This is a genomic window from Streptomyces sp. B1866, assembly GCF_031932565.1.
Taxonomy (GTDB): domain Bacteria; phylum Actinomycetota; class Actinomycetes; order Streptomycetales; family Streptomycetaceae; genus Streptomyces.
Genome location: NZ_JAVSCF010000010.1, coordinates 17201 through 35196 on the forward strand (window position 1 = coordinate 17201; position 17996 = coordinate 35196).

A 17996-nucleotide genomic window follows, 5' to 3' on the forward strand; every position below is an offset into this window, starting at 1 on the left:
GGCCGGTCGATCACGGCGGTATCAGACACGCTCGGTGACGGAGCCGCCGGCTGCCGAGATCTTCTCCCGGGCGGAGCCGGAGACGGCGTCGACCGTCACCTGGAGCGCCACGGAGATCTCGCCCGCGCCCAGCACCTTGACGGGCTGGTTCTTGCGGACCGCGCCCTTGGCCACCAGGTCGGACACCGTGACCTCGCCGCCCTCGGGGTAGAGGTCGGCCAGCTTGTCGAGGTTGACGACCTGGTACTCGGTGCGGAACGGGTTGCGGAAGCCCTTGAGCTTGGGCAGCCGCATGTGCAGCGGCATCTGCCCGCCCTCGAAGCGCTCCGGCACCTGGTAGCGGGCCTTGGTGCCCTTGGTGCCGCGGCCCGCGGTCTTGCCCTTGGACGCCTCACCGCGGCCGACGCGGGTCTTGGCGGTCTTGGCGCCCGGGGCGGGCCGCAGGTTGTGGATCTTCAGGGGCTTGCCCGACGAGGACTCGCTCATGTCAGTCGACCTCCTCGACCGTCACGAGGTGCCGCACGGTGTGCACCATGCCACGGAACTCGGGGCGGTCCTCCTTGATCACCACGTCGTTCAGCCGGCGCAGGCCGAGCGAACGCAGGGTGTCGCGGTGGTTCTGCTTGCTGCCGATGTAGGACTTGGTCTGCGTGATCTTCAGGCGAGCCACGTCACACCCCCACTCCGGCACGTGCGCGCAGCAGGGCCGCCGGGGCGACGTCCTCCAGCGGCAGCCCGCGGCGGGCGGCGATCTCCTCGGGACGCTGGAGGCCGCGCAGCGCGGCCACCGTGGCGTGCACGATGTTGATCGGGTTGGACGAGCCGAGCGACTTGCTCAGCACGTCGTGGATGCCCGCGCACTCCAGCACGGCGCGCACCGGGCCGCCGGCGATCACACCGGTACCCGGGGAGGCCGGCTTGAGCAGCACGACGCCCGCCGCCTCCTCGCCCTGGATCGGGTGCGGGATGGTGCCGGCGATCCGCGGGACCTTGAAGAAGTGCTTCTTGGCCTCCTCCACACCCTTGGCGATGGCGGCCGGCACCTCCTTGGCCTTGCCGTATCCGACACCCACGGTGCCGTCGCCGTCGCCCACCACGACCAGCGCGGTGAAGCTGAAGCGGCGACCGCCCTTGACAACCTTGGCGACGCGGTTGATCGCGACGACCCGCTCGACGTAGGCGGTCTTCTCGGCGGCCGCGCCACCGTCCCGCCGGTCCTTCCGGTCCCGCCGCTCGCCGCCACCGGCGCCGCCACCGCGGCGCTGGGGTCCAGCCATGGGAATTACCTTTCTCTCCTCAGGCCCCCGCGCACGGGGGCCGGCGTCCGGGACCTGCTCAGAACCTGAGCCCGGCCTCGCGGGCGGCGTCGGCCAGGGCGGCGATGCGCCCGGCGTACTTGTTGCCGCCGCGGTCGAACACGACGGCCTCGATGCCCGCGGCCTTGGCCCGCTCGGCGACCAGCGCGCCGACCTTCTTGGCCAGCTCGCTCTTGTCGCCGTCGGTGCCGCGGATGGACGCGTCCAGGGTGGACGCGGACGCCAGCGTGTGGCCCGCGACGTCGTCGACGACCTGCGCCACCATGTGCCGGTTGGACCGGGTCACCACCAGGCGCGGACGCTCGGGGGTGCCGTTGACCCGCTTGCGGACCCGGATGTGACGGCGCTTGACGGCGGCGGCCTTCCGGGCGCTGCCCTTGGCGATCTTCACACCGTATGCCATGGCTTACTTACCAGCCTTTCCGACCTTGCGGCGGATGACTTCGCCCTCGTACTTGACGCCCTTGGCCTTGTACGGGTCGGGCTTGCGCAGCTTGCGGATCTTCGCGGCGACCTCGCCGACCTTCTGCTTGTCGATGCCCTCGACCTGGAACCGGGTGGGCGTCTCGACCTTGAAGGTGATGCCCTCGGGGGCCTCGACGAGGATCGGGTGGCTGTAGCCCAGGGAGAACTCCAGGTTCGAGCCCTTGGCCTGGACGCGGTAGCCGACCCCGCTGATTTCGAGCTTCTTGACGTACCCCTGGGTCACGCCGGTGATCATGTTGGCGACCAGCGTGCGGGACAGGCCGTGCAGGGCCCTGTTCTGCCGCTCGTCGTTCGGGCGGGACACCAGCAGGGTGTCTCCCTCGCCCCGGGCGACCTCGATGGGCGCCGCGACGGTGTGCGAGAGGGTGCCCTTGGGGCCCTTCACCGCGACCGTACGGCCGTCGATGGTGACGTCCACACCGGCGGGAACCGGGATGGGCAGCCGTCCAATACGCGACATGGCTTTGCTCCTTCCTGGCTTCCGGTTACCAGACGAAGGCGAGGACTTCCCCGCCCACGCCCTTCTTCTGCGCCTGCTTGTCGGTGAGCAGGCCGTGCGACGTGGAGATGATCGCCACGCCGAGGCCGCCGAGCACCCGCGGCAGGTTGGTGGACTTCGCGTAGACCCGCAGGCCCGGCTTGGAGATCCGCTTGATGCCGGCGATCGAGCGCTCGCGGTTCGGGCCGTACTTCAGCTCCAGCACCAGGCTCTTGCCGACCTCGGCCTCTTCGGTCTTCCAGCCGGTGATGTAGCCCTCCTGCTGGAGGATCTCCGCGATGTGCGACTTGATCTTGCTGTGCGGCATCTCGACGGTGTCGTGGTACGCCGAGTTCGCGTTCCGCAGACGCGTGAGCATGTCCGCGATCGGATCGGTCATGGTCATGATGGCCATCGGCCTCTCTCACCGTGGTTTCCCCGGGCAGCGCGCCCGGGGACCTGCGGTGTAGTGATTACCAGGAGCTCTTGGTAACGCCCGGCAGCTCGCCGCGGTGCGCCATCTCCCGCAGGCACACGCGGCACAGGCCGAACTTACGGTAGACGGAGTGCGGCCGGCCGCAGCGCTGGCAGCGGGTGTAGGCGCGCACGGCGAACTTCGGCTTGCGGGCGGCCTTCGCGATCAGAGCCTTCTTCGCCACGGCTCATGCCTCCTTGAACGGGAAGCCGAGGTGACGAAGCAGGGCGCGGCCCTCGTCGTCGGAGTTCGCCGTGGTGACCACGGTGATGTCCATGCCCCGGACACGGTCGATCTTGTCCTGGTCGATCTCGTGGAACATGACCTGCTCCGTGAGACCGAAGGTGTAGTTGCCCCGGCCGTCGAACTGCTTCGGCGACAGGCCGCGGAAGTCGCGGATGCGCGGCAGCGCCAGCGACAGCAGCCGGTCGAGGAACTCCCACATGCGGTCCCCGCGCAGGGTGACGTGGGCGCCGATCGGCTGGCCCTCGCGCAGCTTGAACTGCGCGATGGACTTGCGGGCCTTGGTGACGGCCGGCTTCTGGCCGGTGATCGTGGCGAGGTCGCGCACGGCCCCGTCCATCAGCTTGGAGTCGCGGGCGGCATCGCCCACGCCCATGTTGACCACGATCTTGGTCAGGCCGGGGATCTGCATGACGTTGGCGTAGCCGAACTGCTCACGCAGCTTGCCCTGGATCTCTTCCCGGTAGCGCGTCTTCAGACGCGGCGCGGTGGTCGTCGTCATCAGATGTCCTCACCGGTCCGCTTGGCCACGCGGATCTTGTTGCCGTCCTCGTCGAAGCGGTACCCGACGCGGGTGGCGACCTTCTGGCCGTCCTTCTCCACCACGAGCATCACGTTGCTGACGTGGATCGGGGCCTCGGTCGTCACGATGCCGCCGGTCTTGGAGCCGCGCGCGGTCTGGCCGGCCTTGGTGTGCTTCTTGACCCGGTTGACACCCTCGACCAGGACCCGGTCCTCGCGGGGGAAGGCCGCGATGACCTTGCCCTGCTTGCCCTTGTCCTTGCCGGTGATGACCTGGACCAGGTCGCCCTTCTTGATCTTCATCGGTTACAGCACCTCCGGCGCGAGGGAGATGATCTTCATGAACTTCTTCTCGCGCAGCTCACGGCCGACGGGGCCGAAGATACGGGTGCCACGGGGGTCGCCGTCGTTCTTGAGGATGACGGCCGCGTTCTCGTCGAAGCGGATGTACGAGCCGTCCGGCCGGCGGCGCTCCTTGACGGTGCGCACGATGACCGCCTTGACGACGTCGCCCTTCTTCACGTTGCCACCGGGGATCGCGTCCTTGACGGTGGCGACGATGACGTCACCGATGCCCGCGTAGCGTCGGCCGGAGCCGCCGAGCACACGGATGCAAAGGATCTCCTTCGCACCGGTGTTGTCGGCGACGCGCAGTCGCGACTCCTGCTGGATCACGTCTATCTCCTGATCGTCTGCCGGTTCCCGGCAGGGCCCGCGTGGAGCGGGCGCCCTGCCGAGCCTGGCGGAACTGGTCCTCGGGGCGTGGCCGCCCCGAGGAATTACTTGGCCTTTTCGAGGATCTCGACGACGCGCCAGCGCTTGGTCGCGGACAGCGGCCGGGTCTCCATCAGCAGGACCCGGTCGCCGACACCCGCGGCGTTCTGCTCGTCGTGCGCCTTGAGCTTGTTCGTACGGCGGATGACCTTGCCGTACAGGGCGTGCTTGACGCGGTCCTCGACGGCGACGACGACGGTCTTGTCCATCTTGTCGCTGACCACCAGACCCTCACGGGTCTTGCGGAAGCCGCGCTGCTCGTTCTCGGAAGTCACATTCGTCTCGCTGCTCATCAGGCACTCTCCACCGTCTCGATGCCCAGCTCCCGCTCGCGCATCAGGGTGTAGATCCGGGCGATGTCCTTGCGGACGGCCTTCAGCCGACCGTGGTTCTCCAGCTGCCCGGTCGCCGCCTGGAAGCGGAGGTTGAACAGCTCCTCCTTGGCCTCGCGGAGCTTGCCCACGAGGTCCTCACTGTTCAGCTCGCGCAGTTCGGACGCCTTGGTACCGGCCGCCATCACGCCTCACCTGCCTCGCGCCGCACGATCCGGCACTTCATCGGGAGCTTGTGAGCGGCGCGGGTCAGCGCCTCACGAGCCGTCTTCTCGTTCGGGTACGTCAGCTCGAACATCACCCGGCCCGGCTTGACGTTGGCCACCCACCACTCGGGCGAGCCCTTGCCGGAGCCCATGCGGGTCTCGGCGGGCTTCTTGGTCAGCGGGCGGTCCGGGTAGATGTTGATCCAGACCTTGCCGCCGCGCTTGATGTGGCGGGTCATGGCGATACGCGCGGCCTCGATCTGCCGGTTGGTGACGTACGCCGGGGTCACGGCCTGGATGCCGAACTCGCCGAACGCCAGCTCCGTGCCGCCCTTGGCCATGCCACTCCGCTTGGGGTGGTGCTGCTTGCGGTGCTTGACCCGACGGGGGATCAGCATGGGTCTCAGCCCTCCGTTCCGGTGCTGTCAGCGGCCGGAGCGGCGGCGGCCTCGGCCTTGGGGGCCTCGGCACCCGCGGCCGGCTGCTGCGGCTTGCGGCCGCGGCCGCCGCGCTCGCCACCGCGGCGCTGCGGGCGGTCGCCGCCGGGGCCGCCGCCGCGCGAGGGGCGGCTGCCGGCGCGGGCCGCGGCGTTCTCGGCGCGGACCTCGGCGATGTTCTTCACGTCGCCCTTGTAGATCCACACCTTCACGCCGATCCGGCCGAAGGTGGTCTTGGCCTCGAAGAAGCCGTACTCGACGTTCGCGCGGAGCGTGTGCAGCGGCACCCGGCCCTCGCGGTAGAACTCCGAGCGGGACATCTCGGCGCCGCCCAGGCGGCCGCCGCACTGGATCTTGATGCCCTTGGCCCCGGCCTTCATCGCGCTCTGCATCGACTTGCGCATGGCGCGGCGGAAGGACACGCGGGAGGACAGCTGCTCGGCCACGGCCTGCGCCACCAGCTGCGCGTCCACCTCGGGGTTCTTCACCTCAAGGATGTTCAGCTGGACCTGCTTGCCGGTGAGCTTCTCCAGGTCGCCGCGGATGCGGTCGGCCTCGGCGCCGCGGCGGCCGATCACGATGCCCGGCCGGGCGGTGTGGATGTCCACCCGCACCCGGTCGCGCGTGCGCTCGATCTCCACCTTGGAGATGCCCGCGCGCTCCATGCCGGACGTCATCATCCGGCGGATGGCGACGTCCTCCTTGACGTAGTCCTTGTACAGCTTGTCCGCGTACCAACGGGACTTGAAGTCCGTGGTGATGCCGAGCCGGAACCCGTGCGGGTTTACCTTCTGCCCCATTACCGGGTTCCTTCCTTGCTGGCGACGACCACGGTGATGTGGCTGGTCCGCTTGCGGATCCGGTAGGCACGGCCCTGGGCGCGCGGCCGGAACCGCTTCAGGGTCGGGCCCTCGTCGACGTACGCCTCGGAGACGTACAGGTTGCCGACATCGGTGTGGTCGTAGTTGTGCGCCGCGTTGGCGATGGCGCTGTCGAGCACCTTGCCCACCGGCACGCTCGCGGCCTGCGGAGCGAAGCGCAGGACCGCCTGAGCCTCCGTGGCGTTCATGCCACGGATGAGGTCCACCACGCGGCGGGCCTTCATGGGCGTGACGCGGATGTACCGCGCCTGGGCCCTGGCTTCCATGGTCGTCCCTTCGGTGTCAGTCATCGTCACTCATCGAGTCGTCCTCGTCGCTGCCGGCCTCAGCGGCGGCGCGACTTGCGGTCGTCCTTCTCGTGGCCGCGGAAGGTACGGGTCGGCGCGAACTCGCCGAGCTTGTGGCCGACCATCGACTCGGTGACGAACACCGGGACGTGCTTGCGGCCGTCGTGCACCGCGATCGTGTGGCCGAGCATGGCCGGGACGATCATCGAGCGGCGGGACCAGGTCCTGATGACGTTCTTGGTGCCGGCTTCGTTCTGGGCGTCCACCTTCTTGATCAGGTGGTCGTCGACGAAGGGCCCCTTCTTCAGACTGCGCGGCATCGTGAAACCCGCTCCTAGCGCTTCTTGTTCGTCTTGCGGCGGCGGACGATGTACTTGTTGCTGGCCTTCTTCGGCGAGCGCGTACGTCCTTCCTTCTTGCCCCAGGGCGAGACCGGGTGGCGGCCACCGGAGGTCTTGCCCTCACCACCGCCGTGCGGGTGGTCGACGGGGTTCATGACCACACCGCGCACGGTCGGGCGGACGCCCTTCCAGCGCATGCGGCCGGCCTTGCCCCAGTTGATGTTCGACTGCTCGGCGTTGCCGACCTCGCCGACGGTGGCGCGGCAGCGCACGTCCACCAGGCGCACCTCGCCGGACGGCATGCGCAGGTGGGCGTGGGTGCCCTCCTTGGCCAGCAGCTGCACCGAGGCGCCGGCGGAGCGGGCGAACTTCGCGCCGCCGCCCGGCTTCAGCTCGATGGCGTGAATGGTGGTACCGACCGGGATGTGGCGCAGCGGCAGGTTGTTGCCGGGCTTGATGTCGGCGCCGGGGCCGTTCTCGATCCGGTCGCCCTGACGCAGGCCGGCCGGGGCGATGATGTAGCGCTTCTCGCCGTCCACGTAGTGCAGCAGCGCGATGCGCGCGGTGCGGTTCGGGTCGTACTCGATGTGCGCGACCTTGGCCGGCACGCCGTCCTTGTCGTGCCGGCGGAAGTCGATCAGCCGGTACGCCCGCTTGTGGCCGCCGCCCTGATGGCGGACGGTCACCCGGCCGGAGCTGTTGCGTCCGCCCTTGCTGTGCAGCGGACGGACCAGCGACTTCTCCGGCGTGGACCGCGTGAGTTCGACGAAGTCGGCGACGCTGGCGCCACGACGGCCCGGAGTCGTCGGCTTGTACTTGCGGATACCCATTTCTCAGTCCTCGTCCGATTCCGGACGACTCGTTCTCCGTTAGGAGACCGGGCCGCCGAAGATGTCGATACGGTCGCCCTCGGCGAGGGTCACGATGGCGCGCTTGGTGTCCTTGCGCTTGCCGTAGCCGGTGCGGGTGCGCTTGCGCTTGCCCTGCCGGTTCAGCGTGTTGACCCCGGTGACCTTGACCGAGAAGACCGCCTCGACGGCCTGCTTGATCTGGGTCTTGTTGGCGCGCGGGTCCACGATGAACGTGTACTTGTTCTCGTCCAGCAGCGCGTAGCTCTTCTCCGACACCACCGGCTTGAGCAGCACGTCGCGCGGGTCGGTGAAGGTCTTGCTGGTGACGGCGGCCGCGGTGGCCTGCTCGGTGGCCTCGCTCATCAGGCCGCGCTCCCTTCGGTCTCGGTCTCGACCTCGGCGGCCTTCGGGCCGTTCACGAAGGTCTCGAAGGCGGCCTGGGTGAAGACCACGTCGTCGGAGACCAGCACGTCGTACGTGTTCAGCTGGCCCGGCTCCAGCAGGTGCACCTGGGGCAGGTTGCGGGTGGACAGCCAGGTGGCGGTGTCCGAGCGCTCGGCGACCAGCAGCACGTTCTTGCGCTCGCTGATCTTCGCGAGCAGGCCCTTGGCGGCCTTCGTGGAGACGTCGCCGTCGACCACGCCGGTGACGACGTGGATGCGCTCGTGCCGCGCCCGGTCGGTGAGGGCGCCGCGCAGGGCGGCGGCCTTCATCTTCTTCGGGGTGCGCTGCGAGTAGTCCCGCGGCACCGGGCCGTGCACGACGCCGCCGCCCGCGAACTGCGGGGCGCGGGTCGAGCCCTGGCGGGCGCGGCCGGTGCCCTTCTGGCGGTACGGCTTCTTGCCGCCGCCGCGGACCTCGCCGCGGGTCTTCGTCTTGTGCGTGCCCTGGCGGGCCGCGGCCAGCTGGGCCACGACGACCTGGTGGATCAGCGGAATGCTGACCTTGGCGTCGAAGATCTCCGCGGGAAGCTCGACGGACCCGGCCGTCTCGCCCGCGGGCGAAAGGATGTCAATGGTGGTCATGGCTTACCTCAGGCCCCCTTGGCCGCGGTGCGGACCAGGACGAGGCCGCCGTTCGGACCGGGCACCGCACCCTTGATCAGGAGCAGGCCCTTCTCCGCGTCAACGGCGTGGACGGTCAGGTTCTGGGTGGTGACCCGCTCGTTGCCCATGCGGCCCGCCATGCGCAGGCCCTTGAACACGCGGCCGGGGGTGGCGCAGCCGCCGATGGAGCCGGGCGAGCGGTGCTTGCGCTGGGTGCCGTGGCCGGCGCCGAGGCCGCCGAAGCCGTGGCGCTTCATGACACCCGCGGTGCCCTTGCCCTTGCTCTTGCCGGTCACGTCGACCTTCACGCCGGACTCGAACACGGCGGCGGTGATCTCCTGGCCCAGGGTGTACTCGCCGGCGTCGGCCGTGCGCAGCTCCACCAGGTGGCGGCGCGGCGTCACGTCGGCCTTGGCGAAGTGGCCCTTGAGGGGCTTGTTCACCTTGCGCGGGTCGATCTCGCCGAAGGCGATCTGGACGGCGTCGTAGCCGTCCCGCTCAGCGGTGCGCACCTGGGTCACGACGCACGGCCCGGCCTTGACGACGGTGACCGGGACGACGCGGTTGTTCTCGTCCCACACCTGCGTCATGCCGAGCTTCTCGCCCAGGACGCCCTTGATCTGCTTGGCCATCTCGCGCGTCACCTCAGAGCTTGATCTCGATGTCGACGCCCGCGGGCAGGTCGAGGCGCATGAGCGAGTCGACCGTCTTCGGGGTCGGGTCAAGGATGTCGATGAGGCGCTTGTGCGTGCGCATCTCGAAGTGCTCGCGCGAGTCCTTGTACTTGTGCGGCGACTTGATGACGCAGTACACGTTCTTCTCCGTGGGCAGCGGCACCGGGCCCGCGACCGACGCACCCGTGCGGGTCACCGTCTCGACGATCTTCTTCGCCGAGGAGTCGATGACCTCGTGGTCGTAGGCCTTGAGCCGGATGCGGATCTTCTGTCCCGCCATGGCTGGTTCGCAGTCCTGTCTCTCGTCTCGCTCTGGACCCGGTCGGCGACGTCCCCGTCCCCTGGCCCGCTTCTCCGACCCACGCGGTCGGGCGTGTCGCGATGCCTGCGGCACGTCCGCCCATGCGGGATCCCTGCGGGAGGGGGGTTTCGGGGGAAGAACACCCACCGGGTGCCTGGCCGGCACCCCGCGGACGCTTCCCGGAAGATTCCCGTACTTCCGCCCCTGATGAGGAGCGACGAGTACCGTGGGACTCGCTTCCGGTCCTCCCGACGGGAGGCGCGCCGCATCGGCACTCAACCGAGCAACCTGAACAGTGTGCCACACGGGGCGCGGCGGTCGCGAATCGGGCCGTGGAGAGTACCCCATGTCGGCAGCGGCCAACCACCGGTGCGACGGCGGGCGGACGGCGGCCCGGTGCGTACGGCCTGTACGGCGCGTACGGCCCGTACGGCGGCCCGCCGGGCGAGCGGCCACACCGGGTGGCCCGCGCCCGCCGCCGACGCGCGGGCCGGGCCGGGCGGCGGGCGGTCAGGGCAGGGTCAGCACCCGCGGCCCGTCCTCGGTGACGGCGACGGTGTGCTCGATGTGGGCCGCGCGGCTGCCGTCGGCGGTAAGCAGCGTCCAGCCGTCCGCGCCGACCCGGTATTCGTCGCGTCCGCCGGCCATCAGCATCGGCTCGATGGCCAGGGCCAGCCCGGGCCGCAGCGGGTAGCCGCGCCCCGGGCGTCCGCGGTTGGGGACGTGCGGGTCCTCGTGCATGCGGCGGCCGATCCCGTGGCCGCCGAAGTCCCGGGGCATGCCGCACCGGGCGGCGGCGGCCACGGCGCCCACGGCGTGCCCGATGTCCCCGGTGTGCCGGCCGGCGGTGGCGGCGGCGATGCCGGCCTCCAGGGCCCGGCGGGTGGCGTCGATCAGGTCCAGGTCCTCCGGGCGCGGGGTGCCGACGGTGAAGCTGACGGCCGCGTCACCGGTCCAGCCGTCGAGTTCGGCGCCGCAGTCGACGCTGAGCAGGTCGCCGTCGCGCAGCCGGTAGCCGGTGGGGACGCCGTGCACGAGGGCGTCGTTGACCGACGTGCAGATGACCGCCTGATCGACCAGTTGCGGCCGGAGCAGGCCGAGGTCGTGCGCTCGGTGGTGCTGCGACTCGCCGTCGGCATCGCGCCTGCTTCCGAGCCCACGGGGCGGCCTCTCCGCGGGGGTCTCGCTACCGGCTCGTCCGGCAGGACGCGCGAGGCCACCGCCGACCACCCACCAGGCGGTGAACGGCGGGACGCGACCGTACGGCGCGCCTTCCGCTGCGCCGGGGCGGGCGCCAGCGGCCGCGGCGACATCGCGGAGCGCATGGAGGAACTGCTGGCCGGGCTGGCGGAGGGCCGGGACACCCTCGTGGAAGAACGCGGCACCGGCGGCTGAACGCGTCCTGCGCCTGCCACCAGAGGGAGTCCTCCCAGGCCGACTCGTCCCAGACGAACTTCACTCGACCAGCTCCCGCACGGTTCCGCCCCCGTTCTCCAGACGGTCGATGGCGGTCAACAGCCGACGCGCGTTCTCCGGGCTGCTGAGCAGGTGCACCGATTCCCTGAGCGCCTGGTAGTCGTCCAGCGCGACGATGACGACCGGTTCGCGGCCCGCGCGGATGACGACGATCTCCTCCCGGTCCTCGACCACCGAGTCCAGCGTCTCGGCGAACCTGGCCAGGGACTCGCTGTACGACATCGCCTTCACGACGGCCCCTCCTTCTGCACACACAGCCGCTGGCGGCCGCAAGGCCCTACGGCAGGACCGACCGGACCGCCTCCGGCGAGCGGCCGACCACCGCCGTGCCGTCGTCCGCGGTGATGATGGGCCGCTGGATGAGCACCGGGTAGGCGGTCAGCGCCGCGAGCCAGCGGATGCGGTCGGCCGGCTCGCGCGTCCACGTGTCGAGCCCCAGCTCGGCCGCGACCGGCTCGCCGGTACGGGTGATGTCCCACGGCTCCAGGCCCAGGCGCCGCAGCACGTCCTCGATCTCCGCGGCGCTCGGCGGCTCCTCCAGGTAGTGCCGCACCGTGTACCCGGCGCCCTCGGCGTCCAGCAGGGTCAGCGCGGAGCGGCACTTGGAGCAGGCCGGGTTGATCCAGATTTCCATGGCCCCGATCCTATGGCCGCCGGACGGCGGCCCGCGGCGGCGGCCGCCCGCCCAGGGTCGATGCTCAAACCGGAGCTCAGGCCAGAGCTAGGGGGGTGGTGGGCGCGACGGAGCGGCTAGACAGCGCCAGCAGCAGGTCTCCCACGGTGGCCTGGTCGCTAAGGCCCAGCTCCGACACCGGGACCGCACCGGGCAGGGGCCGGGAGGCGACACCCAGCAGGCGCAGCTCCGCGCCCTCGCCTCGCACCGCAAGCAGGGCCGAGGCGTCATCCGGAGTGATCTGTTCGAGAACGGCGCTCAGCCGGTCCTGGACCACCGCGCAGACGACGGCCAGCCGGTCCGGCTCGGTGCGCGGCAGTGTGGCGACCGTCTGCCTGACGCCGGGCTGCCGCAGCGCCCCCTGGAGCATCTGCAGGACCTCGGTGCGCTCCTCCCGGTATTCGTCCTGCGCGCAGAGGATCTTGACGAGTGGCAGACCGTCGTCGAGATCTCGCTGCCACTGCGGCAGCATCAGGTCGATCAGCATCGCCTCATCGCGCAGCGGGGCGGCCGCCCCGTCTCCGGCGCCGACCAGAGAGAGCCACTTGTTCACCTCGGCCCAGCGCCACACCAGCGACCGGCCGACCGCGCCCTCGGGCTCGGGAAACGGCCGCTCGGTGCGCCGCTCGCCGCCGACCCACTGAAGCACGTTCTGCCGACTGCGACCAGCCCGCTCGGCGATGTCGCTCACGCCCACCAGCTCCGGGTCCAGCCGCAGGACGCGCAGCGCGGGCAGGGCCCGGCGCAGCCGGGCGACGACGCGGTGCGCCGCCTCGACGGCGGTCTCCCCAGTCTCGGCGATGTCCAGCAGGTGGCGGTCGCGGTGACGCGTCAGCAGGCCGTCGAACTCATCGAAGAGGATTCCGACCGCTTCGTCGTCGTCGACATCGATCCCTTCCACCACGAACAGGAACTCATATTCCATGGTGCTCACTCCCCCCTCGGCGGGACCGTCCACGTCACTGTCCCAGCGGCCACCGCCCTCGTTGGCAGGGTTACCCAGTGCGGGCATGTTGTCAAACGACAACGGGACCTCCGGGGGTACGCCGGGGATCACCTTCCGGCAGGGGGCAGAGGGCGGCCCGGGCCGCGATCCTGCGGGCTGCGCGCCCGGGGTTCGGCGTCGTGCCCGGCACCGCGATCATCAGGCACTTCGCCTCGCACGGGCAGTACAGCCGCCCCCAGTGCCCCTCCTTACGCAGAGTCCACCCCTCGGCCACCAGCCGGTCGAGGACCGCCCGCACCTCCTTCCTCGGATGATCCGCGGCGGAACGCTCGCGCCCGACCATGCACGCCCTCCCCAGCACTGTCCCCATCACGGACGGTTCCCCGTCAGCCACCCGCGGCGCACGACACTACTACGGAGGTAGGACAATCAGCGAAATCTCCTGCCGGTACGGCGAACGGAGCAACCGCCCCCGCGCACGCGAAAGGGCCCGTACGACCGATGTCGTACGGGCCCTCCGCGACCCGGCGCGCTACCGGGCGAAGCAGCCGTGAGTCACTTGACGATCTTCGTGACCTGGCCGGCGCCGACGGTCCGGCCACCCTCGCGGATGGCGAACTTCAGGCCCTCCTCCATGGCGATCGGCTGGATCAGCTGAACCGACATGTCGGTGTTGTCGCCCGGCATGACCATCTCGGTGCCCTCGGGGAGGGTCACCACGCCCGTCACGTCCGTGGTACGGAAGTAGAACTGCGGGCGGTAGTTGTTGAAGAACGGGGTGTGGCGGCCGCCCTCGTCCTTGGACAGGATGTACGCCGTCGCCTCGAACTCCGTGTGCGGGGTGACCGAGCCCGGCTTGATGACGACCTGGCCGCGCTCGACGTCCTCGCGCTTGATGCCGCGCAGCAGCAGACCGACGTTCTCACCGGCCTGGCCCTCGTCGAGCAGCTTGCGGAACATCTCGATGCCCGTGACCGTGGTGGTGGTCTTGTCTTCCTTGATGCCGATGATGTCGACGGTCTCGTTGACCTTCAGCACACCGCGCTCGATACGGCCGGTGACGACCGTACCGCGGCCGGTGATGGTGAAGACGTCCTCGATCGGCATGAGGAACGGCTTGTCGACGTCGCGCTCCGGCTGCGGGATCGACTCGTCGACGGCGTTCATCAGGTTGAGAACGCTCTCGCCCCACTCCGCGTCGCCCTCCAGGGCCTTCAGCGCGGAGACCTTGACCACGGGGACGTCGTCGCCCGGGAACTCGTACTCGGTCAGCAGCTCGCGGACCTCCAGCTCCACAAGCTCCAGGATCTCCTCGTCGTCCACCATGTCGGCCTTGTTCAGCGCGACGACGATGTACGGCACACCGACCTGGCGGGCCAGCAGCACGTGCTCCTTGGTCTGCGGCATCGGACCGTCGGTGGCGGCCACCACCAGGATGGCGCCGTCCATCTGCGCCGCACCGGTGATCATGTTCTTGATGTAGTCCGCGTGACCGGGGCAGTCGACGTGCGCGTAGTGGCGCGACTCGGTCTGGTACTCGACGTGCGCGATGGAGATCGTGATACCGCGCTGGCGCTCCTCGGGCGCCTTGTCGATGTTCTCGAACGCCGAGACCTCGTTCAGGTCCGGGTACTTGTCGTGCAGCACCTTGGTGATCGCCGCGGTGAGCGTCGTCTTGCCGTGGTCGATGTGACCGATGGTGCCGATGTTGACGTGCGGCTTAGTCCGCTCGAACTTCGCCTTCGCCACTGGGGTCCTCCTGCTGAGTGGTACTCATCCACACGGTGCGGATGGGTTCAGGTGATTACCGAACCGGCCAGGACCCCGAGGGGGATTCCCTTCGCCGTATTCGAATGGGGCCGGCCACCGGGGCCACCGTCGCGAGCCGCTTCCGCTGAGGCGGTCCGCGGCGGCGTGCCCCGAGGCCCTCCGTTCCAGCCTAAAGGGTAGGAAAGGCGGGCGAACCCGCCTTTCCCGGTTACTCGCCCTTGGCCTTCGCGATGATCTCCTCCGCGACGCTCCGCGGAACCTCCGCGTAGGAGTCGAACTGCATGGAGTAGCTGGCACGACCGGAGGTCTTGCTGCGCAGGTCGCCGACGTATCCGAACATCTCGGACAGCGGGACCAGGCCGGTCACCAGCTTGGCGCCGCTGCGGTCCGTCATGGACTGGATCTGGCCACGCCGGGAGTTGATATCGCCGATGACGTCGCCCATGTAGTCCTCGGGCGTGGTGACCTCGACCTTCATCATCGGTTCGAGCAGCACCGGGCCGGCCTTGCGGGCGGCCTCCTTGAAGGCCATCGAACCGGCGATCTTGAAGGCCATCTCGGACGAGTCGACCTCGTGGTACGCACCGTCCAGCAGGATCACCCGCACGCCCGTGAGCGGGTAGCCGGCGAGCACGCCGAACTCCATGGCGTCCTGGCAGCCCGCGTCCACCGAGGGGATGTACTCCTTGGGGATGCGGCCACCGGTGACCTGGTTGACGAACTCGTAGCCGTCGCCCTCCAGCGGCTCCAGCGAGATCTGCACGCGGCCGAACTGGCCCGAGCCACCCGTCTGCTTCTTGTGGGTGTACTCCAGCTTCTCGACCGTCTTGCGGATGGTCTCGCGGTAGGCGACCTGCGGCTTGCCGACGTTGGCCTCGACCTTGAACTCGCGGCGCATGCGGTCGACCAGCACGTCCAGGTGCAGCTCGCCCATGCCCGCGATGATCGTCTGGCCGGTCTCCTCGTCCGTCTTGACCCGGAAGGACGGGTCCTCCTCGGCGAGGCGCTGGATGGCCACGCCGAGCTTCTCCTGGTCGCCCTTGGACTTCGGCTCGATGGCCACCTCGATGACCGGGGCCGGGAAGTCCATGGACTCCAGGATCACCGGGCTGCCCGGGTCGCACAGGGTCTCGCCGGTCGTGGTCTGCTTCAGACCCATGACGGCGACGATGTCGCCGGCGCCGACCGCGTCGATCTCCTCGCGCTTGTTCGCGTGCATCCGGTAGATCTTGCCGATGCGCTCCTTGCGGCCCTTGACCGAGTTGAGCACCTGGCTGCCGGACTCCATCCGGCCGGAGTACACCCGCACGAAGGTGAGCTTGCCCAGGTGCGGGTCACTCATGATCTTGAACGCGAGGCCCGAGAACGGCTCGTCCTCGGACGGCTCGCGCCGCACGACCTCGTCCGGGTCCTTGACCGACTGGCCCTCGACGGCGCCGATGTCCAGCGGCGACGGCAGGTAGCGCACGACCGCGTCGAGCAGCGGCTGCACGCCCTTGTTCTTGAACGCGCTGCCGCAGAACACCGGGGTGACGGTGGTCGAGCCCTCGCCGCCGGTCGAGGCGATGGTGATGCGGCGGATCGCCGCGTACAGCTGCTCCTCGGAGGGCTCCTCGCCCTCCAGGTACAGCTCCATCATCTCGTCGTCGTTCTCGGCCACGGCCTCCAGCAGCTTGCCGCGCCACTCGTCGGCCGCCTCGGTGTGCGTGTCCGGGATGTCGACGACGTCGTACATCTCGCCCTTGGTGGCCTCCGGCGACCACACCAGCGCCTTCATGCGGACGAGGTCGACGATGCCCTTGAAGTCCGCCTCGGTGCCGATCGGGATCTGCATGACCAGCGGCACCGCGCCCAGGCGGTCCACGATCATGTCGACGCAGCGGTGGAACTCCGCGCCGGTCCGGTCGAGCTTGTTGACGAAACAGATGCGCGGCACGCCGTAGCGGTCCGCCTGCCGCCAGACGGTCTCGGACTGCGGCTCCACTCCGGCGACCCCGTCGAACACGGTCACGGCGCCGTCGAGCACGCGCAGGGAGCGCTCCACCTCGACGGTGAAGTCGACGTGGCCCGGCGTGTCGATGATGTTGATGGTGTGGTCGACGTCTTCGAGCAGCCAGTGGCAGGTGGTCGCGGCGGAGGTGATGGTGATCCCCCGCTCCTGCTCCTGCTCCATCCAGTCCATGGTGGCGGCGCCGTCGTGGACCTCACCGATCTTGTAGCTCACGCCGGTGTAGAACAGGATCCGCTCGGTGGTCGTCGTCTTGCCCGCGTCGATGTGGGCCATGATCCCGATGTTGCGGACCCTGGCCAGGTCAAGTGAAGTGGTAGCCATGAGGCTTTCGTCTTCTCTCGGTGCTCGATGGGGAAGCGACTACCAGCGGTAGTGCGCGAAGGCCTTGTTGGACTCGGCCATCTTGTGGGTGTCCTCACGCCGCTTGACGGAGGCCCCCAGGCCGTTGCTGGCGTCCAGCAGCTCGTTCATCAGGCGCTCGGTCATGGTCTTCTCGCGGCGCGCGCGGGAGTAGCCCACCAGCCAGCGCAGCGCCAGGGTGGACTGCCGGCTCGTGCGGACCTCGACCGGGACCTGGTAGGTGGCGCCACCGACACGGCGCGACTTGACCTCGATGGTCGGCTTGACGTTCTCCAGGGCGCGCTTGAGCGTGATGACCGGGTCGTTGCCGGTCTTGTCCCGCAGGCCCTCCATGGCACCGTAGACGATGCGCTCGGCGGTGGAGCGCTTGCCGTTCAGCAGCACCTTGTTGATCAGGGACGTCACCAGAGGAGAGTTGTAGACCGGGTCGACGATGACCGGCCGCTTCGGGGCGGGGCCCTTGCGAGGCATGCTTACTTCTCCTTCTTGGCGCCGTACCGGCTGCGGGCCTGCTTGCGGTTCTTGACACCCTGGGTGTCCAGCGAACCGCGGATGATCTTGTAGCGAACACCCGGCAGGTCCTTCACACGACCGCCACGCACGAGCACGATGGAGTGCTCCTGCAGGTTGTGGCCCTCACCCGGGATGTACGCGGTGACCTCGATGCCACTGGTCAGACGCACACGCGCGACCTTACGCAGGGCCGAGTTCGGCTTCTTCGGGGTGGTCGTGAACACGCGCGTGCAGACGCCGCGCCGCTGGGGCGAACCCTCCAGGGCAGGCGTCTTGTTCTTCTCGACCTTGTCCTGTCGGCCCTTGCGGACCAACTGCTGGATCGTAGGCACCGTATCTCCGGTTTCTGTGTGCCAGTCTCGGTAAAGCTAACCTGGGGTTTCACCGACCCACGCGGTCGGGTGTGTCGCAGAACCGGCACCGCCCCCGTCGGGCGGGAGAGGTGCAACGGGATCGGCGGCCGACGCCTCGGCGTCCCGTGCGGACGACTGCACGCACAAGGACCCGGGCACACCCCAGGCACAAGGTCTGAGCGTACCTACCTCATGGACTCCGGTCAAAACCATTGCGGCCTGCCGCGACGGGCCAGGCCGCCGC

The 17996-nt window shown here is 69.5% G+C and carries 30 protein-coding genes; 1 reads left to right on the plus strand and 29 read right to left on the minus strand.

Annotated elements, in window-relative coordinates:
• Positions 1-21: 21 nt before the first annotated feature.
• The 22 genes from rplO to map form a co-directional block, all read right to left on the minus strand.
• On the minus strand, positions 22-486 hold the full coding sequence (rplO, locus tag RKE29_RS03320) for a 50S ribosomal protein L15 (protein WP_312003484.1): 465 nt from the start codon (positions 484-486) through the stop codon (positions 22-24).
• Between the two features lies 1 nt (position 487).
• A complete protein-coding gene (rpmD, locus tag RKE29_RS03325) occupies positions 488-670 on the minus strand; it encodes a 50S ribosomal protein L30 (protein WP_312003485.1) in 183 nt (60 codons plus the stop codon).
• Between the two features lies 1 nt (position 671).
• On the minus strand, positions 672-1277 hold the full coding sequence (gene rpsE, locus RKE29_RS03330; RefSeq protein WP_020869250.1) for a 30S ribosomal protein S5: 606 nt from the start codon (positions 1275-1277) through the stop codon (positions 672-674).
• Between the two features lie 58 nt (positions 1278-1335).
• Positions 1336-1719 (minus strand): 50S ribosomal protein L18, encoded by a 384-nt coding sequence (rplR, locus tag RKE29_RS03335; RefSeq protein ID WP_312003486.1) that lies wholly within the window; start codon positions 1717-1719, stop codon positions 1336-1338.
• A gap of 3 nt (positions 1720-1722) precedes the next feature.
• Entirely contained in the window at positions 1723-2262 is a 540-nt protein-coding gene (rplF, locus tag RKE29_RS03340; protein ID WP_312003487.1) for a 50S ribosomal protein L6, read from the minus strand.
• 25 nt (positions 2263-2287) lie between these two features.
• Positions 2288-2686 carry a 30S ribosomal protein S8 gene (gene rpsH / locus RKE29_RS03345; RefSeq protein ID WP_312003519.1) on the minus strand — a complete coding sequence of 133 codons (399 nt, stop codon included), beginning with the start codon at positions 2684-2686 and terminating at the stop codon, positions 2288-2290.
• Positions 2687-2753: 67 nt separating this feature from the next.
• Complete coding sequence (locus RKE29_RS03350) at positions 2754-2939, minus strand: type Z 30S ribosomal protein S14 (protein ID WP_004571834.1); 186 nt, start codon at positions 2937-2939, stop codon at positions 2754-2756.
• 3 nt (positions 2940-2942) lie between these two features.
• Positions 2943-3500 (minus strand): 50S ribosomal protein L5, encoded by a 558-nt coding sequence (gene rplE, locus RKE29_RS03355; RefSeq protein ID WP_312003488.1) that lies wholly within the window; start codon positions 3498-3500, stop codon positions 2943-2945.
• Positions 3500-3823, minus strand: coding sequence for a 50S ribosomal protein L24 (rplX, locus tag RKE29_RS03360; protein WP_312003489.1), 324 nt, complete (start codon positions 3821-3823; stop codon positions 3500-3502). The genes rplE and rplX overlap by 1 nt, the downstream gene beginning before the upstream one ends.
• Before the next feature lie 3 nt (positions 3824-3826).
• Positions 3827-4195 carry a 50S ribosomal protein L14 gene (rplN, locus tag RKE29_RS03365; protein ID WP_003998823.1) on the minus strand — a complete coding sequence of 123 codons (369 nt, stop codon included), beginning with the start codon at positions 4193-4195 and terminating at the stop codon, positions 3827-3829.
• 104 nt (positions 4196-4299) lie between these two features.
• Positions 4300-4587: a 30S ribosomal protein S17 gene (gene rpsQ / locus RKE29_RS03370; protein ID WP_312003490.1), complete on the minus strand. Its 288-nt coding sequence runs from the start codon at positions 4585-4587 to the stop codon at positions 4300-4302.
• Positions 4587-4811 (minus strand): 50S ribosomal protein L29, encoded by a 225-nt coding sequence (gene rpmC, locus RKE29_RS03375; RefSeq protein WP_312003491.1) that lies wholly within the window; start codon positions 4809-4811, stop codon positions 4587-4589. Before rpmC ends, rpsQ begins: the two co-directional genes overlap by 1 nt.
• Positions 4811-5230 carry a 50S ribosomal protein L16 gene (gene rplP, locus RKE29_RS03380; RefSeq protein WP_312003492.1) on the minus strand — a complete coding sequence of 140 codons (420 nt, stop codon included), beginning with the start codon at positions 5228-5230 and terminating at the stop codon, positions 4811-4813. Before rplP ends, rpmC begins: the two co-directional genes overlap by 1 nt.
• Before the next feature lie 5 nt (positions 5231-5235).
• Positions 5236-6069 carry a 30S ribosomal protein S3 gene (rpsC, locus tag RKE29_RS03385; protein WP_312003493.1) on the minus strand — a complete coding sequence of 278 codons (834 nt, stop codon included), beginning with the start codon at positions 6067-6069 and terminating at the stop codon, positions 5236-5238.
• A complete protein-coding gene (rplV, locus tag RKE29_RS03390; RefSeq protein ID WP_312003520.1) occupies positions 6069-6416 on the minus strand; it encodes a 50S ribosomal protein L22 in 348 nt (115 codons plus the stop codon). The genes rpsC and rplV overlap by 1 nt, the downstream gene beginning before the upstream one ends.
• A 59-nt stretch (positions 6417-6475) precedes the next feature.
• Positions 6476-6757 carry a 30S ribosomal protein S19 gene (gene rpsS / locus RKE29_RS03395; RefSeq protein ID WP_312003494.1) on the minus strand — a complete coding sequence of 94 codons (282 nt, stop codon included), beginning with the start codon at positions 6755-6757 and terminating at the stop codon, positions 6476-6478.
• Positions 6758-6771: 14 nt separating this feature from the next.
• Positions 6772-7608, minus strand: a complete 837-nt coding sequence (gene rplB, locus RKE29_RS03400; RefSeq protein ID WP_312003495.1) for a 50S ribosomal protein L2 — start codon at positions 7606-7608, stop codon at positions 6772-6774.
• Between the two features lie 39 nt (positions 7609-7647).
• Positions 7648-7992: a 50S ribosomal protein L23 gene (gene rplW / locus RKE29_RS03405; RefSeq protein ID WP_312003496.1), complete on the minus strand. Its 345-nt coding sequence runs from the start codon at positions 7990-7992 to the stop codon at positions 7648-7650.
• Entirely contained in the window at positions 7992-8654 is a 663-nt protein-coding gene (gene rplD, locus RKE29_RS03410) for a 50S ribosomal protein L4 (RefSeq protein WP_312003497.1), read from the minus strand. Before rplD ends, rplW begins: the two co-directional genes overlap by 1 nt.
• An 8-nt stretch (positions 8655-8662) precedes the next feature.
• Entirely contained in the window at positions 8663-9307 is a 645-nt protein-coding gene (rplC, locus tag RKE29_RS03415) for a 50S ribosomal protein L3 (RefSeq protein WP_312003498.1), read from the minus strand.
• A 13-nt stretch (positions 9308-9320) separates the two neighbouring features.
• Positions 9321-9629 carry a 30S ribosomal protein S10 gene (rpsJ, locus tag RKE29_RS03420; protein ID WP_003948644.1) on the minus strand — a complete coding sequence of 103 codons (309 nt, stop codon included), beginning with the start codon at positions 9627-9629 and terminating at the stop codon, positions 9321-9323.
• A 531-nt stretch (positions 9630-10160) separates the two neighbouring features.
• Positions 10161-10745 (minus strand): type I methionyl aminopeptidase, encoded by a 585-nt coding sequence (gene map, locus RKE29_RS03425; RefSeq protein WP_312003521.1) that lies wholly within the window; start codon positions 10743-10745, stop codon positions 10161-10163.
• On the opposite strand from map, the gene RKE29_RS03430 reads away from it, so the two are divergent.
• Entirely contained in the window at positions 10680-11045 is a 366-nt protein-coding gene (locus tag RKE29_RS03430; RefSeq protein WP_312003522.1) for a hypothetical protein, read from the plus strand. The two genes, map and RKE29_RS03430, sit on opposite strands and share 66 nt — an antisense overlap.
• Positions 11046-11105: 60 nt before the next feature.
• Here the strand turns inward: RKE29_RS03430 and RKE29_RS03435 are convergent, their stop codons facing one another.
• From RKE29_RS03435 to rpsL, 7 genes are all read right to left on the minus strand, one after another.
• Entirely contained in the window at positions 11106-11357 is a 252-nt protein-coding gene (locus RKE29_RS03435; protein WP_312003499.1) for a type II toxin-antitoxin system prevent-host-death family antitoxin, read from the minus strand.
• Between the two features lie 46 nt (positions 11358-11403).
• On the minus strand, positions 11404-11760 hold the full coding sequence (locus RKE29_RS03440) for an arsenate reductase family protein (protein ID WP_312003500.1): 357 nt from the start codon (positions 11758-11760) through the stop codon (positions 11404-11406).
• A gap of 76 nt (positions 11761-11836) precedes the next feature.
• On the minus strand, positions 11837-12724 hold the full coding sequence (locus RKE29_RS03445) for a hypothetical protein (RefSeq protein ID WP_312003501.1): 888 nt from the start codon (positions 12722-12724) through the stop codon (positions 11837-11839).
• A 576-nt stretch (positions 12725-13300) separates the two neighbouring features.
• Complete coding sequence (tuf, locus tag RKE29_RS03450) at positions 13301-14494, minus strand: elongation factor Tu (RefSeq protein ID WP_312003502.1); 1194 nt, start codon at positions 14492-14494, stop codon at positions 13301-13303.
• 229 nt (positions 14495-14723) lie between these two features.
• On the minus strand, positions 14724-16847 hold the full coding sequence (gene fusA / locus RKE29_RS03455; protein WP_312003503.1) for an elongation factor G: 2124 nt from the start codon (positions 16845-16847) through the stop codon (positions 14724-14726).
• A 39-nt stretch (positions 16848-16886) separates the two neighbouring features.
• Complete coding sequence (gene rpsG / locus RKE29_RS03460) at positions 16887-17357, minus strand: 30S ribosomal protein S7 (protein WP_312003504.1); 471 nt, start codon at positions 17355-17357, stop codon at positions 16887-16889.
• A gap of 2 nt (positions 17358-17359) precedes the next feature.
• On the minus strand, positions 17360-17731 hold the full coding sequence (gene rpsL / locus RKE29_RS03465) for a 30S ribosomal protein S12 (RefSeq protein ID WP_003948652.1): 372 nt from the start codon (positions 17729-17731) through the stop codon (positions 17360-17362).
• Between the last annotated feature and the right edge of the window lie 265 nt (positions 17732-17996).

What these genes read in the sequence shown, in the direction of transcription:
- rplO (WP_312003484.1), bottom strand. Translation starts at nt 486, where the DNA reads ATGAGCGAGTCCTCGTCGGGCAAGCCCCTGAAGATCCACAACCTGCGG.
- rpsE (WP_020869250.1), bottom strand. Translation starts at nt 1,277, where the DNA reads ATGGCTGGACCCCAGCGCCGCGGTGGCGGCGCCGGTGGCGGCGAGCGG.
- rplR (WP_312003486.1), bottom strand. Translation starts at nt 1,719, where the DNA reads ATGGCATACGGTGTGAAGATCGCCAAGGGCAGCGCCCGGAAGGCCGCC.
- rplF (WP_312003487.1), bottom strand. Translation starts at nt 2,262, where the DNA reads ATGTCGCGTATTGGACGGCTGCCCATCCCGGTTCCCGCCGGTGTGGAC.
- rpsH (WP_312003519.1), bottom strand. Translation starts at nt 2,686, where the DNA reads ATGACCATGACCGATCCGATCGCGGACATGCTCACGCGTCTGCGGAAC.
- rplE (WP_312003488.1), bottom strand. Translation starts at nt 3,500, where the DNA reads ATGACGACGACCACCGCGCCGCGTCTGAAGACGCGCTACCGGGAAGAG.
- rplX (WP_312003489.1), bottom strand. Translation starts at nt 3,823, where the DNA reads ATGAAGATCAAGAAGGGCGACCTGGTCCAGGTCATCACCGGCAAGGAC.
- rpsQ (WP_312003490.1), bottom strand. Translation starts at nt 4,587, where the DNA reads ATGAGCAGCGAGACGAATGTGACTTCCGAGAACGAGCAGCGCGGCTTC.
- rpmC (WP_312003491.1), bottom strand. Translation starts at nt 4,811, where the DNA reads ATGGCGGCCGGTACCAAGGCGTCCGAACTGCGCGAGCTGAACAGTGAG.
- rplP (WP_312003492.1), bottom strand. Translation starts at nt 5,230, where the DNA reads ATGCTGATCCCCCGTCGGGTCAAGCACCGCAAGCAGCACCACCCCAAG.
- rpsC (WP_312003493.1), bottom strand. Translation starts at nt 6,069, where the DNA reads ATGGGGCAGAAGGTAAACCCGCACGGGTTCCGGCTCGGCATCACCACG.
- rplV (WP_312003520.1), bottom strand. Translation starts at nt 6,416, where the DNA reads ATGGAAGCCAGGGCCCAGGCGCGGTACATCCGCGTCACGCCCATGAAG.
- rpsS (WP_312003494.1), bottom strand. Translation starts at nt 6,757, where the DNA reads ATGCCGCGCAGTCTGAAGAAGGGGCCCTTCGTCGACGACCACCTGATC.
- rplB (WP_312003495.1), bottom strand. Translation starts at nt 7,608, where the DNA reads ATGGGTATCCGCAAGTACAAGCCGACGACTCCGGGCCGTCGTGGCGCC.
- rplW (WP_312003496.1), bottom strand. Translation starts at nt 7,992, where the DNA reads ATGAGCGAGGCCACCGAGCAGGCCACCGCGGCCGCCGTCACCAGCAAG.
- rplD (WP_312003497.1), bottom strand. Translation starts at nt 8,654, where the DNA reads ATGACCACCATTGACATCCTTTCGCCCGCGGGCGAGACGGCCGGGTCC.
- rplC (WP_312003498.1), bottom strand. Translation starts at nt 9,307, where the DNA reads ATGGCCAAGCAGATCAAGGGCGTCCTGGGCGAGAAGCTCGGCATGACG.
- rpsJ (WP_003948644.1), bottom strand. Translation starts at nt 9,629, where the DNA reads ATGGCGGGACAGAAGATCCGCATCCGGCTCAAGGCCTACGACCACGAG.
- RKE29_RS03440 (WP_312003500.1), bottom strand. Translation starts at nt 11,760, where the DNA reads ATGGAAATCTGGATCAACCCGGCCTGCTCCAAGTGCCGCTCCGCGCTG.
- RKE29_RS03445 (WP_312003501.1), bottom strand. Translation starts at nt 12,724, where the DNA reads ATGGAATATGAGTTCCTGTTCGTGGTGGAAGGGATCGATGTCGACGAC.
- fusA (WP_312003503.1), bottom strand. Translation starts at nt 16,847, where the DNA reads ATGGCTACCACTTCACTTGACCTGGCCAGGGTCCGCAACATCGGGATC.
- rpsG (WP_312003504.1), bottom strand. Translation starts at nt 17,357, where the DNA reads ATGCCTCGCAAGGGCCCCGCCCCGAAGCGGCCGGTCATCGTCGACCCG.